The following is a 14,479-nucleotide window of genomic DNA, read 5'->3' as shown; positions in this document are numbered from 1 at the left end:
CTCAGCTGAGGAGATCGGGCTCGCTGCGGCTGATGTCCTGCCACAGGGGCTGGTAGTTGATCCACGCGACGAGGTCACCGCCGGTCTGTTCGCGGGTGGCGACGGCGAGTTTGTGGTCGATGAGGAGAGGTCTGCCGGCCGCTTTCGCCAGGAGCTGGACCTGGCAGGAGCGTTCCATGGACAGGAACCACCAGGCCGCCGCGTCCACCGAGTCGCCCACGGTGAGCAGTCCGTGGTTGCGCAGCACGAGCGCCTTGCGCGAGCCGAGGCCGGCGGCGATCCGCTTGCCCTCCTCGGCGTCGACGGAGACGCCGCTGAAGGCGTCGTAGAGCGCGTGGTCCTCGTAGAAGGCGCAGCTCTCCTGGCTGATCGGGTCGAGGAAGTCGCCGAGGGCGGAGAGGGCGCGGCCGTGCACGGAGTGGCAGTGGGCGACCGAGACGACGTCCGGGCGGGCGGCGTGGACCTGGGAGTGCACGGTGAACGCGGCCTGGTTGACGTGGTGGCGGCCCTGGAGGACCTGGCCGTCCGAGTTGGCCAGCACCAGATCGCTCACGGTGACGTGCCGGAAGGGCATCCCGAAGGGGTTGACCCAGAAGCAGTCGCTGAACTCGGGGTCACGGGCGGTGATGTGCCCCGAGACCCCGTCCTCGAAGCCGAGCCGGCCGAACAGGCGCAGGGCGCCCGCGAGCCGTTCCTTGCGGTGCCGGCGTTCGTCCTCGACCGACTCGTGCATCGGCGGCATGGCGAACTGCAGCCGGTCGGTGGGCAGGGGGGAGGGCGGGGTCGGCCCGTGCATCGGTCCTCCAGCACTGGGTTCCTGGTTACCGGCGGAAGTTACCGTCAGTGAGGCGAAAAGGGCAGTGGTGTTCTGTAAAGATGCGGCACCAAGCGTGCCCGGCGTTCCCCAATCCGGACAGTGGATGTCGGGTATCGGCGGGACAGTGACCGTATGACATCGAACTGGGCGGTATTCGTCGCCGCCGAACCCGACCTCGCCGCGACCGTCGAGGAACGTTTCGGAACCTTCACGCACCATGTCCTCGCGACCCTGCGCAAGGACGGGTCGCCGCGTACGAGCGGGCTCGAAGTGCGGTTTCTGGACGGTGAGTTGTGGCTCGGGATGATGCCCGACTCGCTCAAGGCGTTGGATCTGCGGCGCGATGCGCGGTTCGCATTGCAGGCGAATCCGGGGGCGGGTACGGACACGCACGGTGGGGATGTGCGGGTCGGCGGGCGGGCGGTGGAGGTGACGGATGCCGGGGTGAAGGGGGCGTACAGGGAAGAGGTGGAACCGCCGGAGCCGTTCCACCTCTTCCGCACCGAGCTGACGGAGGTCGTGCGGACCTACGTCGAGGACGAGACGTATCTCGTCACTCAGGTCTGGCATCCCGGAGAGCCGGTGCGCACTCTCAAGCGGACCTGAGCCTCAAGGAAGGCTTACTCCCACTCGATCGTGCCCGGCGGCTTCGACGTGATGTCGAGTACGACTCGGTTGACGTCGGCGACCTCGTTGGTGATGCGGGTGGAGATCTTCGCGAGGACGTCGTACGGCAGGCGCGACCAGTCGGCGGTCATGGCGTCCTCGGAGGAGACCGGGCGCAGGACGATCGGGTGGCCGTAGGTGCGGCCGTCGCCCTGGACGCCGACGCTGCGGACGTCCGCGAGGAGGACCACCGGGCACTGCCAGATGTCGCGGTCGAGGCCGGCCGCGGTCAGTTCCTCGCGGGCGATCGCGTCGGCCTCGCGGAGCAGGTCGAGGCGGTCCTTGGTGACCTCGCCGACGATCCGGATGCCGAGGCCGGGGCCCGGGAAGGGCTGGCGCTGGACGATCTCGTCCGGGAGACCCAGCTCCTGGCCGACCATCCGGACCTCGTCCTTGAACAGCTTGCGGAGCGGTTCGATGAGCTGGAATTCCAGGTCTTCGGGGAGGCCGCCCACGTTGTGGTGGGACTTGATGTTGGCGGTGCCAGTGCCGCCGCCGGACTCGACGACGTCCGGGTAGAGCGTGCCCTGGACCAGGAACGCGACCTCGGGGCCCGCGTCCGCGATGATCTCGGCCTGCGCCTGCTCGAAGACGCGGATGAACTCGCGGCCGATGATCTTCCGCTTCTGCTCCGGGTCGGAGACCCCGGCGAGCGCGGTGAGGAAGCGCTCCTCCGCGTCCACGACCTTCAGCTGTACGCCGGTCGCGGCCACGAAGTCCTTCTCGACCTGCTCGGTCTCGCCCTTGCGCATCAGACCGTGGTCGACGTAGACGCAGGTCAGCTGGGAACCGATCGCCTTCTGGACGAGGGCCGCCGCTACGGCGGAGTCGACACCGCCGGACAGACCGCAGATCGCGCGCTTGTCGCCGACCTGCTCGCGGATGAGGGCGACCTGCTCGTCGATGACGTTGCCGGTCGTCCAGTCCGGGGTGAGGCCCGCGCCGCGGTAGAGGAAGTGCTCCAGGACCTGCTGGCCGTAGGTCGAGTGCATGACCTCCGGGTGGTGCTGGACGCCGTAGAGCTTCTTCTCGTCGTTCTCGAAGGCGGCGACCGGGACGACGTCCGTGGACGCGGTGACTGTGAAGCCCTCGGGGGCGGCGGAGCAGGCGTCGCCGTGCGACATCCACACCGACTGCTCGGCCGGGGTGCCTTCGAAGAGGGTGGAGGACGACTTGGAGACGTGCAGTTCCGTACGGCCGTACTCGCGGGCGCCGGTGTTGTCGACGGTGCCGCCGAGGGTCGTGGCCATCAGCTGGAAGCCGTAGCACATGCCGAAGACGGGGACGCCGGCGTCGAAGAGTTCGCGGTCGAGGCGGGGGGCGCCGTCGGCGTAGACCGAGGAGGGGCCGCCGGAGAGGATGATCGCCGCGGGGTTCTTGGCGAGCATCTCCGCGACCGGCATGGTGCTCGGCACGATCTCGCTGTAGACCCGGGCCTCGCGGACGCGGCGGGCGATGAGCTGGGCGTACTGCGCGCCGAAGTCGACGACCAGGACGGTGTCGGGGGCGGGGGTCGCTGACACGGGAGCGGGGCCTTCCGGCGGTGGGGCGGGGGGTCTGGGTACCGATTCTAACGGGGCTCAGGTGGGACACCTGGTCGTCCCTGGGGCTCCGCCCCCAGACCCCCGAGGCTTGTGCCCGCCCACCACCCGACTCGGGCGACTTCACAGGTGCCGTAAACGCCCGCCCCGCCCGACCCCGTCAGCTCGATCGGTACCGGCAAGCACCCTCAAAAAACCTTGTGCCATACTCGCCCCATGCTCACGCACCCGACCTTCCTCTTTACCTATGGCAACCGGCCCGCCGGCTGCCATGGTCGAGCTGCTTGAGTTACTGACAAGCGACTTTCCAGGCGCCCCGGGCCGACAAGGCCCGGGGCGCCTGTCGTTCTCCGGGGGTTGTCGGACCGGGGTGGCCGTTCCCCGACGAGGAGACCCTTATGACCACCACCACACCCGAGCAGACCGCCAGCACACCCGAGCAGACCATCGCCGACGCCCGTGACCGCATCGACGCTCTGGACGACCGGATCATCGGTCTGATCCAGGAACGGGTCGCCGTGTCCGCCGTCGTCCAGGACGCGCGGATCGCCTCCGGCGGGCGGCGGGTGAGCCTTACCCGGGAGAACGAGATCCTCAGCCACTACAGTGCCGCGCTGGGCAAGCCCGGTACCTCCCTGGCCATGACGCTGCTCGAACTGTCCCGGGGTCGTATCTGAGGCCGGTCGTATCTGAGTTCGGGGCCGCTCTCACCCGTACGGCGCGTGACCGGCCCGCGAACCGCTTCGTTGGGGTGGTGTCCGCGCCAGCCAGGGGCGGGCCCGAAAGAACCACGCGTGGCTCGGCTGGGGCGATGAGACGTACGGATCGTGCCGTGCGTCGTGGGACCTCGCTCCAGGGTCGTGACCGGACGGCAGGGGACAGCAGCCCGGTCACCCAAGAGAACGGTCGGCTCCGGGGACGCCCGGGGCCGCCCGGCGGAAATGCAAAAATGCACAAAGCCGGATCGAACGGTTGCGGAGGCCGCGTCCATCCAGCACGATGCGTAGAAAGCCCCTGAGTGTTCCGAGTACTCCCGGGCTCCCAAGTCCCCATGTACGCAATCGCATTGGGCATCGCACCGCGGTGCACTGTCCCATCGCCAAAGGTCGAGGCCAAGCGTGCGCCCCATGTGCGCCGGGGCGCCTACCCGGTGTACTTCGGACAACTTCACACAGCGGCGCAACCCCCCGGCGCCGCTCCCCAGGCACCGGCGCTGCCCTGACGCCGGTGCTGACGGAGAAGGGCCCCGCGGCTCCGTCCCGCGGGGCCCTTCGCTTGCCCGTCAACCAACCCAACAACCGGCAGGCAGGCAGCACGACTCACCAGCCTCCGGCCAACTCGCCAAGCCTCAGGCCGAGTTCCCCAGGCCTCAGGCCCAGTTCCCCAGACTTCAGGCCCAGTTCCCCAGACCTCAGGTCCGGCTCACCGTCCCGCAGGACTCGTTCTCGCCCGCGCCGATGTCCTTGCTGCGGTCGTACGGGTCCGTCGTCGGGCCCGACGGTGCGGCTCCCGTGGGCTCGTCCGATGCCGAGTCCGAGGAAAAGGCCGGGTGGAAGTAGCCGTCGTAGACCTCGCAGGCGCTGTTGCCGAAGTCCGCGTCGTAGTGGACGACGCTGAGGCGGCCGGGGGTGACCTGGTAGCGGGCGGGGTCGAGGAGTTCGAGGTCGATCTCGCGGCGGACGATGGTGCGGGTGACCTCGGTGGAGCCGTCGGTGCGGGAGACCGGGTAGACGAAGGTGTAGTCGGCGTGGATCTCGACGCCGGAGTGCTTGCTCTTCTTGAAGGTGATACGGCCGCGGGTCTTCACGACGTCACCGACAAGCCGTACGCCCTTGGGGTCGAAGCGGCTGAAGAACATCAGGGGGTCGTGGGCCTTGGCCGGGGTCTTCAGGGACGTGTTCAACTCGTCGAACATGCCCGGCTGTTGGGGGTCCAGCACCGCGAGCGCGGCGGTCGGACGGGCGCCGGCGATCGTCTTCGGGTCGAGGTTGGCGGCGACGAGGAACTTCTCGGCCTGCTGGAGGGCGAGTTGGACCCGTTCCTTCGAGAGCACGCCGATGGCCGTCGCCTTCGGCAGGACGATGCCGGCCGCGCCGTCGGCCCAGTTCAGCGCGGGCGAACCGGCGAACGGCCGGTCCAGGGTGGGGGTTTCGGGGCCCACGGCGGAGGGCGCGGCGGTCGGGGCCGCGGTCTCCGGCGCGAGCGGGGAGGCCGCGGCAGCGTCAGGAGTGCCCCCGTCGCTCTGATCACCCTTGCCGAAGGGGTCGCCCGGGATGAGGGACGGTTTCATCGCGACCACGGCGACGGCTATCGCGAGCGGGACACCGAGGGCGGCCCGCCAGCCACGCTTGCGCTGGGCCCGCCCGTTCATCTCCTGCCAGGCGGGACCGGTCCGCCAGCCTTCCGGCTCCTGACGCTTGCCCTTGCTCTTGCCCTTGCCCTTCCCTTTCCCCTTGGCGTCGTCGCTCTTCTTCAGCCGCTCGGTCACCTCACGGGCGCGGACGGACGGTTCCTTCGGGGCGGAGGCGCGGATCTCGCTCTCCGTGTCGCGGGCGAACTGTTCCCAGACATCGTCGGGGATCTCCGGGTGCGAGGACGGTTCCTCGGCGGGCTTCTCAGACACGTCCCCAAGTTCTAGACGTTCCGAAAGCCTGTTCACAAGAAGAACTTGGGTGTGACACAGCCCACATAAGAATCCTGTGAGGATGGGCACAACCGTTCGCAGGTTCAGCGGGTCTCACCTGCATACCCAAGGGCCACACCCGCGCCCCACACGCGGAGCCCTCCACCCAGTGTGCTGCGCTGCCGCAGCACACCGGACTTCTTGAGGACTTCATGAAGCTTCGCCGTGCCATGGCCGCGGCGGCCGCGACGGCCGTCATCGCTCCGCTCGCCCTGCTGTCCGCGCCGGCGGCGTTCGCCGACTCCCCGGACACCTCGTCCAGCAGCCCGGCGGCCGAGGACAGCACGCCCGCCGCCGACGACAGCACCCCGGCAGCCGATGACAGCACGCCCGCCGCGGACGACAGCACCCCGGCGGCGGACGACAGCACTCCGGCCGCGGACGACAGCACTCCCGCGGCGGACGACAGCACCCCGGCCTCGACGGGCACCCCGACCGGGAGTTCGTCGCCCACCCCCTCCGCGTCGCCGACCAAGCCCGGCGACGACTGGGACCCGTACGCGGACTGCAAGACGTTCGACCTCGACGAGAAGCTCACCGCGTCGATCACCGGGCTGCCGAACAAGATCGTCGCCGGTTCCGGCTGGCACACCTTCAAGTTCGTGGTGAAGAACGGCTCGGACAAGGACCTCAGCAACGTCTGGATCAACGCGCTCACCGAGTACAGCGACGACACCAACGAGAGCTCCTCGCTGATCCTGAACCTGGCGGACATCCAGCTGAAGCAGGACGGCAAGTGGACCGACTCCTACCAGCAGACCGTCGGTTCCGGGAGCGACAAGACCACGCTGTCCGGGAGCATCGTCGCGGTCCTTCCCACCCTGGAGAAGAAGTCCTCGACCACGCTCGACCTCCGCGTGAAGATCAAGCGCGAGGCGCCGGCGGGCTCGTCGTTCGCGCTGAGCCAGGCGGTGTACGCGGGCAAGGGCAGCTCCTGCTACGGCAACGGCGACTACTACGACTTCACCGTGCTCGCCGCGGGCAGCAGCTCGGGTGACGTCGGCGACGCCACGCCGACCGGCAAGAAGCCCAAGGGCACCGACGAGGACCTGAAGCCGCAGGGCGCGGTCAACGAGGCCACCGGCAACCTCGCCGAGACCGGCTCCAGTTCCGCACTGCCGGTCATCGGCCTCGTGGGTGGTGCCGCGGTCGTCGCGGGTGCCGCCGCGGTGGTCATGGTGCGCCGGCGCAAGACCGGAGAGAGCGCGTAACACGTAGCTCGCCGTACAAGGAAGGACCTGCGCTCGGAGGGGGGCGCAGGTCCTTCTGCTTGCACTGAAGCTTTGCTGCTGAATGCCTTGCTACGGCTTCGTCCGCACCGTCGGCATCCCCAGGAACGGCAGCTTCAGCGCGCCGAACGCGCCCTCGGGAACCGCCGGTTGACGCGGCTCCACCGGCTTCAGGCGTTCGTACGACAGCCCCTGCTCCGGGCGCGGGTCCGGCTCGCCCTTGTTGGGCCAGTACGACATCGCGCGCTCGGCCTGCGCCGTGATGGTGAGGGACGGGTTGACGCCGAGGTTCGCGGAGACCGCCGAGCCGTCGACGACCGAGATGCCGGCGTGGCCGTAGAGGCGGTGGTACGGGTCGATCACGCCGGTCTCGCGGGAGGCGCCGATGGGGCAGCCGCCGAGGAAGTGGGCGGTGAGCGGGGTGCCCATCAGTTCGCCGACGTTCGAGCCCGCGAAGCCATTGATCTCGGCCGCGATCGCCGCCGCGCCCTCCGAAGCCGCCCTGATCTGTTTGGGGTTGGGAGCGCCGTGTCCCTGACGGGCCGTCAACAGCCCTTTCCCCACGCCGTCCGGTTTCAGGTACGTCGTCAGGGAGTTGTCCAGCGACTGCATCACCAGGCCGATGATGGTCCGCTCCGACCATCGGCGGTTGGAGAGCGAGCGCAGGACGAGGAGGGGGTGCCTGGCCGCGTTCGCGAGCCAGCCCAGTGCCCTCGACGAGCCCTCCGCGTACGGGACTTGGAGGATCGAGAGGCCGCCCATCGAGTTGGATCCCTTGCCGTAGCGGACCGGTTCGATGTGGGTGTTCTCGTCGGGGTGGATCGAGGACGTGATGGCGACTCCGCGCGTGAAGTCGACCTGCCGGGTGCCGGTCGCCTTGCGGTACCGGCGGCCGGTCGTCTGCGCGCCGACCAGCGCCTCCGAGTTGGTGCGGGTCAGTTCACCCAACTTCTCGGAGAGGTACGGCAATTGGCCGCCCGTTTTCATGCGGTGCAGGAGAGTCTGCGTGCCGTAGGTGCCGGCGGCGAGGACGACCCGGCGGGCTTTGAAGGTACGGCCCTCCGACGTGCGGCGCGCGTCGGTCGGCAGGGTGGCGATCGCGTAGCCGCCCTGCGAGTCGTCGGTGACCGATACGACCGTCGTCATCGGGTGGACCTTCGCGCCCGCCTTCTCGGCGAGGTAGAGGTAGTTCTCGTTCAGGGTGTTCTTGGCGCCGTGGCGGCAGCCCGTCATGCACTCGCCGCACTCGGTACAGGCCTTGCGGGTGGGGCCCGCGCCGCCGAAGTACGGGTCGGCGGCCTGTTCGCCGGGGCGTGCCTTCGTGGTTCCCTCGGCGTCCTTGCCGTCGCCGAAGAAGACGCCGACGGGGGCCATGTGGAAGGTGTCGCCCACGCCCATTCGCTGGGCCGCGGCCTTCAGGTGTACGTCCGACGGGGTCATCGTCGGGTTGAGGCGTACGCCGAGCATGCGGCGGGCCTGGTCGTAGTACGGGGTCAACTCCTCTTCCCAGTCGGTGATTTCGCGCCACTGGGGGTCTTCGAAGAAGGGCTTCGGGGGGACGTAGAGGGTGTTGGCGTAGTTCAGCGAGCCGCCGCCTACGCCTGCGCCGGCCAGGACCATGACGTTGCCGAGCAGGTGGATGCGTTGGATGCCGTACATGTTGAGCTTGGGGGCCCAGAGGTAGTTCTTGAGGTCCCAGGAGTTTTTGGGGAGCGTCGACGGGGTGAAGCGGCGGCCTGCTTCCAACACGCCGACGTTGTAGCCCTTTTCCGTGAGGCGTAGGGCGGTTACCGAGCCGCCGAAGCCTGAGCCGACGACTATGACGTCGTAGTCGTAGGTGTCCTGGGGCACGGGGTCTCCTCGTTGAGTTTCGCGTGCGGGTGCGTTGTGGCTGAGCGCGCCCACGCGGCGGAGCCGCATATCGATACAGTGCCGCGCCCCTAAAAGCAAAAGCCCCTACCTGAGCCGGAACAGCTTCATCGCCCGGAGACTCCTGCTCATGAACTGCGCATACGCCTCGTCGGTCATTCCCAGCGAAGGCGCCATCGGCAACAGCCGCTGCTGGGCGACCGTTTGGGCCTCCGTGTACTTGAGGATGCCCTCCGAGCCGTGGCGGCGGCCGAGGCCGGAGTCCTTCATGCCGCCCATCGGGGACTGGACGCTGCCGTAGGCGGAGGCGTAGCCCTCGTTGACGTTGACCGTGCCGGTGCGGAGGCGGGCGGCGATCGCGCGGCCCCGGCTGCCGTTCTTCGTCCAGACCGAGGAATTGAGGCCGTACGGCGTGGAGTTGGCCTCCTCCACCACCTCGTCGTCCGTCTTGAAGCGGTACACGGAGACGACCGGGCCGAAGGTCTCCTCGGCGCAGACGGCCATGGGGGCCTCGACGCCGTCGAGGATGGTGGGCTCGAAGAAGTACGGGCCGATGTCCGGGCGGGCGACGCCACCGGCCACGAGCTTCGCGCCCTTGGCCACGGCCTCGTCCACATGGCGCGTCACCGACTCCAACTGGCGCTCCCCCGCCAGCGATCCCATGTCCGCGCCGTACGCCAGCGACGTGCCGAGGCGCATCGCCTTGGTGCGGGCGGCGAAGCGGTCGAGGAAGGTGTCGGCGATCGACTCGTGGACGTACAACCGCTCGATGGAGACGCAGAGTTGACCGGCGGAGGAGAAGCAGGCGCGGACCGCGCCCGCCGCCGCCTTGTCGATGTCGGCGTCCTCCAGGACCACCATGGCGTTCTTGCCGCCGAGTTCGAGGGAGACGCCGATCAGGCGGGCGGCGGCAGCCTGCGCGACCTCACGCCCTGTGCGGGTGGAGCCGGTGAAGGAGACGTAGTCGGCGTGCTTGACGACCTCGGGGCCGACGACCGGGCCCTCGCCGAGGACGACCTGGAAGACCTCGGCCGGCAGGCCCGCCTCGATGAGGAGGTCGCGGGCCCACAGGGCGGTCAGGCAGGTCTCCGTGTCCGGCTTCATCACGACCGCGTTGCCCGCCGCGAAGGCCGGGAGCGCGTCGCCGACGGAGAGTTCGAACGGGTAGTTCCAGGGGGCGATCTGGCCAACTACCCCGCGCGGATGCCGGAGTTCGGTGACCTTGGTGAGGGTCGGGACGGCGCCGGTGTGCCGCTTCGGCTTGAGGTAGGCGGGGGCCTTGCGGCCGTAGTGGCGGGCCGCGACGGCGACGGCCTGCACCTCCTCGTGCGCGTGCAGCCGCGCCTTGCCGGTCTCCAGCTGGATCAGGTCGAGGACCTCGGCCTGGCGGGCGAGGACGAGGTCGTGGAAGCGGAGCAGCACGGCCGCACGCTGCCGTACCGGCGTCTGCGCCCACAGGGCCTGCGCGGCGCGGGCCGCGTCGAAGGCCTTCGCCACGTCCTCGGGTGTGGACTCGGGCAGGTCGGCGAGCTTCTCACCGGTGAACGGCGAGTGGTTGGCGGTCCGGCCGGAGCCGACCACACCCTTCGTGAGCTGGGCGACCAGCTCCGGGGTGACCACATCGGCGGCGGTACGGGCGCCTGTGGGGGCCGGCGCGAGGGGGTTCGTGCCGGTCGTCGTTTCCGTACCGGTCTTTTCCGGGGCCTGCGAGTCCGTCATGTGCGGCAGGGTATGCCGCTACGGGAGGTTTGGGTACCCGTCGGTAATGGGGATTCACCGAGTACTCACACCGCGCCAGTGATCACTGGCAACGAATGCACTGATCAGGGCGTTGTGTGGGGATGATCACCGGCCGGTGGTCGCCGGATCAGTTTCCCGGGAGGGTGAGCCGGGCGCGGGCGCCCTTGAAGAGTGCGGTGCCCTTCTTCTCCGCCGGTGTGCCCTTGGGCATGTCCACGCGCAGTTCGTACATGCGCTGATCGGCGGTGCGGACGATCAGGGCCATCGCGCGGGTGGGGACGCCCGACTGTGCGTAGGTGGTGTCGGCGAGGACCGCGTCCTTGTTTCCGCGGAAGCCGGTGCGGGTGTACTGCGGGTTGGACGTGCCCCGGCCCAGGGTGTGCGCTTCGGCGAGGGGCGAGTCGGCGGCCTTGTCCCATTCGGTGAGGCGGACGCGAAGGGCGCCGGCGCCGTAGGTGACCGTGCGGCTGCCGGCTGCCGCCTGTGTCTCCAGAAGCTGGTACTGGGGCGGGAGGAAGAGGACCGCGCTCATGCCGTCCCGCTGGTGGGCGGTCCAGGAGTCCGAGTCCTTGCCGAGGAATCTCTCCAGGACGGTGCCGAGGACGAGGCCTGCCAGGAGGAGTACCCCGAGGGTGAGAAGGGCGCGCCGGGGACGGGACTTGGGCCTGGGTTCGGGTTCCGGTACGGCGTCGCGGACGGTGGCCGCCTCTTCAGGCGCTTCGGGCTCCGTGTCCTGAACCGTGACCGCCGGCTCCGGTACGTCCTTCCCCGCGGCCACCGCCTCCAGTACCGCGCCGACCTCCTCCGCCCCCGGCCGTTCCTCCGGGTCCCGCGCCAACATCCGTACGACCAGCGGCCCGAGAGGCCCCGCCCGGGTCGGCTCGGGTGGTTCGCCGGCGAGGATCGCGCCGAGGGTGGACTCAACAGTCGTACGGCGAAAGGGAGATGCCCCTTCGACGGCCGCGTACAGCAGCACACCCAGGGACCACAGGTCGGAGGCCGGTCCGGCACCCGTGCCCGACATGCGCTCGGGGGCGATGAACTCCAGGGAACCCACGAACTCCCCGCTGGCGGTGAGGGATTCCTCGCCCTGGATGTGCGCGATGCCGAAGTCGGTGAGGACGACACGGGCATGGGGGTCCCCCTGCTCGAGCGAAGTCGAGAGTGGGGGAGGGCCGAGCAGGACGTTGGCGGGTTTCACGTCCCGGTGCACGATGCCTACGGCGTGGGCGGCGCACAGGGCGCCGAGGACCGCGAGGCCGATGCGCGCGGCGTCGGCGGGCGTGAGGGAGCCGCGCTTGAGCAGTTCGTGCAGGGACTCGCCGCGCACCAACTCCATGACGATCCACGGGAGTTCGTCCTCGATGACGACATCGTGGATGGCCACGGCGGAGGGATGGTCGACCCGGGCCGCGGCGCGGGCCTCGCGGTAGAGCCGGTGGGCGGCGCGCTGGAACTCCTCGTCCTCCGGATCACCGGGCAACCGCGGTTGTTTCACGGCGACTTCGCGGTCCACGAGTTCGTCGTACGCCCGCCACACGGTGCCCATGCCGCCGGAGCCGATCCGTTCGAGCAGCCGATAGCGACCGCCGACCAGACGTTTGTCGCGCACCTGTTCGCCGACTTCGCTCATGCACCATCAGTACCGTGCCGGATACGGCCTTGTCGACGCGCGTCCTGCTACCCGAGCACGAGCCTGCCACCCTCCCGCCGAACCTCCGCGACACCGGTACCGCCGAAGTGTGCCGGAATCACCAACTCCCGTTCGTCCGCAGCCCGTTCGAGGACGCGTCGGCGGCTGTCCGCGGCCTCCCGGGGATCGAGACAGAAGCAGCTGCTGCACTCGGGATGCGGAATCTGGACCGGGCTGTGCAGCAAGTCCCCTACGAACACGGCCCGTTCACCGCCGGAGGCGACCCGCAGGACGGACGACCCCGGGGTGTGCCCGGGCGCGGACTCCAACGTCAGCTGCTCGTCGACGCGGTACGTGCCGTCCCACAGGGTCGCCAGCCCGGCGCGGTGCACGGGCGCGACGCTGTCCTCGTAGGTCAGGCGGTCGTCAGGGCGTACCGCACCGCCGTAGTTGTTCTCGGGCCCGAAGTGGAAGTCGTCGGCGGCAGGCAGGAGATACCGCGCGCTCGGGAACATCGGCACCCAACTCCCGTCCACATCATGGGTGTTCCAGCCCACGTGATCACCGTGGATGTGCGTGTTGACGACGACGTCGACCTCCTCCGGCCGTACGCCGGCCCGCGCCAGCCGCCCCGGGAGGTCGCCCTGACTCATGTGGAACAGCGGATTTCCGGGCCGTTCCCGCCCGTTGCCGACCCCGGTGTCCACGAGCACGGTCCGCCCGGCGCTGCGCACCACCCACGTCTGGAGCGCCACCACCACGCGGTCGGTCTCGGGTTCCCAGTGGTCGGGCGCGAGCGTCTCGCGGAGGTCCTGCCAGACGCCGGGCGGCAGGTCCGGGACGAGGGTGCGGGCGGGGGCGTAGGGCTGCGCCCACTCGACGACTCGGACGACTTCGACGTCACCGATCATGAAGGTCTCTACGTTGTCCTCGGTCATGGAAATCAGCGTAGAGAGCGTTCTGTGAGTGCTTCAATGCGCTGAAGACTCATCTGGATACGCAGACAGCTCACCGCTGCCGCGTCTGGCGTAACCTGGCCGCATGGACGTGGTGAGCGACGCGATCTCCGCCGTACGGACCGGGCGGCCCTCCTCCAACCGACTGCGCGTGGGCGGCAGTTGGTGCACTCGGCTCGCGCCGTACGCGGGTGCCGGGTTCCATGTCGTGCTCGCGGGTGGCTGCTGGCTGGTGCCCGACACGGGCGGTGAGCCGGTGACGCTGGGCGCGGGGGATGTCGTACTGCTGCCGCACGGTGCGGGACACGTGCTGGCGGACTCGCCCGGTGACACGGCGCGGGCGGTGCCGTTCGAGGAGATGCGGCGGCCGGCCGGGGGTGGGGACGGGCGCGAGGTCGAGTTGCTGTGCGGGAAGTACCAGCTGGACCGGAGCCGGACGCATCCGCTGATGGCGGAGCTGCCGGAGGTGGTCCATCTGCCGAACCGGGTCGGCCGCCACCCCGAACTCCGGTCCGCCGTCGACCTGTTGGCGAACGAGTTGGACGAACGGCGGCCGGGAGCCTGCCTGGCGCTGCCGAGCCTGCTCGACCTGCTGCTGATCTACCTGGTGCGGGCGTGGATGTCCGAGGCGGAGACGGGCAGTTGGCCGTCGGTGCTGAGCGATCCGGTGACCACGGCCGCGCTACGGGCCCTGCACTCGGACCCGGCCGCGCCCTGGACCAACGACCGGCTGGCCGCGGCGGCGGGCGTGTCCCGGGCGACGCTGGCCCGCCGGTTCACCGCGCTGGTGGGGCGGGCACCGATGGCGTATCTGACGTGGTGGCGGCTGACGTTGGCGGCGACGCGGCTGCGCGACACGGACGCCTCGCTGGCGGCGGTGGCACGGGAGGCGGGGTACGGCAGCCCGTACGCCCTGTCGCACGCGTTCAGCCGGGAGTTCGGGGTGACGCCGGGGAAGTACCGGGTATCGGCGGGGAGTTCGTAGTCACTCGCCCTCGGGATCGGGGGCGTCGTCGGGATCGGGGTCGGGGTCGTCCTCGTAGTCCTCCGCGAGCCGCAGTCCCAAGTCGGACTCCCATTCCAGGGCCCAGCGCCGCAGTTCCGCGATCTCCGCCGCGTCGAGTCCATGCGCCGCGAACTCCTCGTCGCTCACCCAGACAACGCTCTCCAGCCGGTCCCGCAGCCCGAAGAGGTCGAAGTCCGTTCCGCCGCCACGCAGGCCCAACTGCTCCAGTTCCACGGCGGAGTAGCGGCGGCGGGCGGCGAACACGTCGACCACATCGGCCGGCAGACCGCGGTCGCCGAGCGCGCGCACGCTCATGACCGCGAGGTCAACGTCCGTATC

At 69.7% G+C, this 14,479-nt stretch carries 12 protein-coding genes; 4 read left to right on the top strand and 8 right to left on the bottom strand.

Translation table 11 applies throughout. The features are described from left to right. Position 1 precedes the first annotated feature (1 nt). Positions 2 to 796 (bottom strand): class II aldolase/adducin family protein, encoded by a 795-nt coding sequence (locus SPR02S_RS03880; protein ID WP_019055609.1) that lies wholly within the window; start codon positions 794 to 796, stop codon positions 2 to 4. A 153-nt stretch (positions 797 to 949) separates the two neighbouring features. Here SPR02S_RS03880 and SPR02S_RS03875 point away from each other — a divergent pair, with 153 nt between their 5' ends. Continuing rightward, on the top strand, positions 950 to 1,423 hold the full coding sequence (locus tag SPR02S_RS03875; RefSeq protein WP_019055608.1) for a pyridoxamine 5'-phosphate oxidase family protein: 474 nt from the start codon (positions 950 to 952) through the stop codon (positions 1,421 to 1,423). A 14-nt stretch (positions 1,424 to 1,437) separates the two neighbouring features. Here the strand turns inward: SPR02S_RS03875 and guaA are convergent, their stop codons facing one another. Further along, on the bottom strand, positions 1,438 to 3,006 hold the full coding sequence (gene guaA, locus SPR02S_RS03870) for a glutamine-hydrolyzing GMP synthase (protein WP_019055607.1): 1,569 nt from the start codon (positions 3,004 to 3,006) through the stop codon (positions 1,438 to 1,440). Positions 3,007 to 3,422: 416 nt separating this feature from the next. Here guaA and SPR02S_RS03865 point away from each other — a divergent pair, with 416 nt between their 5' ends. Next, entirely contained in the window at positions 3,423 to 3,701 is a 279-nt protein-coding gene (locus SPR02S_RS03865) for a chorismate mutase (RefSeq protein ID WP_019055606.1), read from the top strand. A 734-nt stretch (positions 3,702 to 4,435) separates the two neighbouring features. Here the strand turns inward: SPR02S_RS03865 and SPR02S_RS03860 are convergent. Continuing rightward, entirely contained in the window at positions 4,436 to 5,647 is a 1,212-nt protein-coding gene (locus SPR02S_RS03860; protein WP_019055605.1) for a hypothetical protein, read from the bottom strand. 212 nt (positions 5,648 to 5,859) lie between these two features. Between SPR02S_RS03860 and SPR02S_RS62850 the strand changes: the two genes are divergently transcribed. Beyond that, positions 5,860 to 6,918, top strand: coding sequence for an LAETG motif-containing sortase-dependent surface protein (locus SPR02S_RS62850; protein ID WP_026150181.1), 1,059 nt, complete (start codon positions 5,860 to 5,862; stop codon positions 6,916 to 6,918). A 90-nt stretch (positions 6,919 to 7,008) separates the two neighbouring features. Here the strand turns inward: SPR02S_RS62850 and SPR02S_RS03850 are convergent, their stop codons facing one another. From SPR02S_RS03850 to SPR02S_RS03835, 4 genes are all read right to left on the bottom strand, one after another. After that, a complete protein-coding gene (locus SPR02S_RS03850) occupies positions 7,009 to 8,787 on the bottom strand; it encodes a GMC oxidoreductase (protein ID WP_019055603.1) in 1,779 nt (592 codons plus the stop codon). A 105-nt stretch (positions 8,788 to 8,892) separates the two neighbouring features. After that, positions 8,893 to 10,524: a succinic semialdehyde dehydrogenase gene (locus tag SPR02S_RS03845; protein ID WP_019055602.1), complete on the bottom strand. Its 1,632-nt coding sequence runs from the start codon at positions 10,522 to 10,524 to the stop codon at positions 8,893 to 8,895. Positions 10,525 to 10,672: 148 nt separating this feature from the next. Further along, positions 10,673 to 12,178, bottom strand: a complete 1,506-nt coding sequence (locus SPR02S_RS03840) for a serine/threonine-protein kinase (protein ID WP_019055601.1) — start codon at positions 12,176 to 12,178, stop codon at positions 10,673 to 10,675. 47 nt (positions 12,179 to 12,225) lie between these two features. Beyond that, positions 12,226 to 13,116 carry an MBL fold metallo-hydrolase gene (locus SPR02S_RS03835; protein ID WP_019055600.1) on the bottom strand — a complete coding sequence of 297 codons (891 nt, stop codon included), beginning with the start codon at positions 13,114 to 13,116 and terminating at the stop codon, positions 12,226 to 12,228. Between the two features lie 103 nt (positions 13,117 to 13,219). Between SPR02S_RS03835 and SPR02S_RS03830 the strand changes: the two genes are divergently transcribed. After that, positions 13,220 to 14,119: an AraC family transcriptional regulator gene (locus SPR02S_RS03830; RefSeq protein WP_019055599.1), complete on the top strand. Its 900-nt coding sequence runs from the start codon at positions 13,220 to 13,222 to the stop codon at positions 14,117 to 14,119. Here the strand turns inward: SPR02S_RS03830 and SPR02S_RS03825 are convergent, their stop codons facing one another. After that, positions 14,120 to 14,455 carry a hypothetical protein gene (locus SPR02S_RS03825; RefSeq protein WP_052346909.1) on the bottom strand — a complete coding sequence of 112 codons (336 nt, stop codon included), beginning with the start codon at positions 14,453 to 14,455 and terminating at the stop codon, positions 14,120 to 14,122. Positions 14,456 to 14,479 lie beyond the last annotated feature (24 nt).

Source organism: Streptomyces prunicolor NBRC 13075, from assembly GCF_000367365.1.
GTDB lineage: Bacteria > Actinomycetota > Actinomycetes > Streptomycetales > Streptomycetaceae > Streptomyces > Streptomyces prunicolor.
Note: the sequence above shows the minus strand (reverse complement) of the source record. Positions and strands in the feature narration are given on the sequence as shown.

Excerpts from the sequence above, each read along its gene's own strand:
- SPR02S_RS03880 (WP_019055609.1), bottom strand. The coding sequence starts at position 796 with ATGCACGGGCCGACCCCGCCCTCCCCCCTGCCCACCGACCGGCTGCAG.
- SPR02S_RS03875 (WP_019055608.1), top strand. The coding sequence starts at position 950 with ATGACATCGAACTGGGCGGTATTCGTCGCCGCCGAACCCGACCTCGCC.
- SPR02S_RS03865 (WP_019055606.1), top strand. The coding sequence starts at position 3,423 with ATGACCACCACCACACCCGAGCAGACCGCCAGCACACCCGAGCAGACC.
- SPR02S_RS62850 (WP_026150181.1), top strand. The coding sequence starts at position 5,860 with ATGAAGCTTCGCCGTGCCATGGCCGCGGCGGCCGCGACGGCCGTCATC.
- SPR02S_RS03845 (WP_019055602.1), bottom strand. The coding sequence starts at position 10,524 with ATGACGGACTCGCAGGCCCCGGAAAAGACCGGTACGGAAACGACGACC.
- SPR02S_RS03840 (WP_019055601.1), bottom strand. The coding sequence starts at position 12,178 with ATGAGCGAAGTCGGCGAACAGGTGCGCGACAAACGTCTGGTCGGCGGT.
- SPR02S_RS03835 (WP_019055600.1), bottom strand. The coding sequence starts at position 13,116 with ATGACCGAGGACAACGTAGAGACCTTCATGATCGGTGACGTCGAAGTC.
- SPR02S_RS03830 (WP_019055599.1), top strand. The coding sequence starts at position 13,220 with ATGGACGTGGTGAGCGACGCGATCTCCGCCGTACGGACCGGGCGGCCC.
- SPR02S_RS03825 (WP_052346909.1), bottom strand. The coding sequence starts at position 14,455 with ATGAGCGTGCGCGCGCTCGGCGACCGCGGTCTGCCGGCCGATGTGGTC.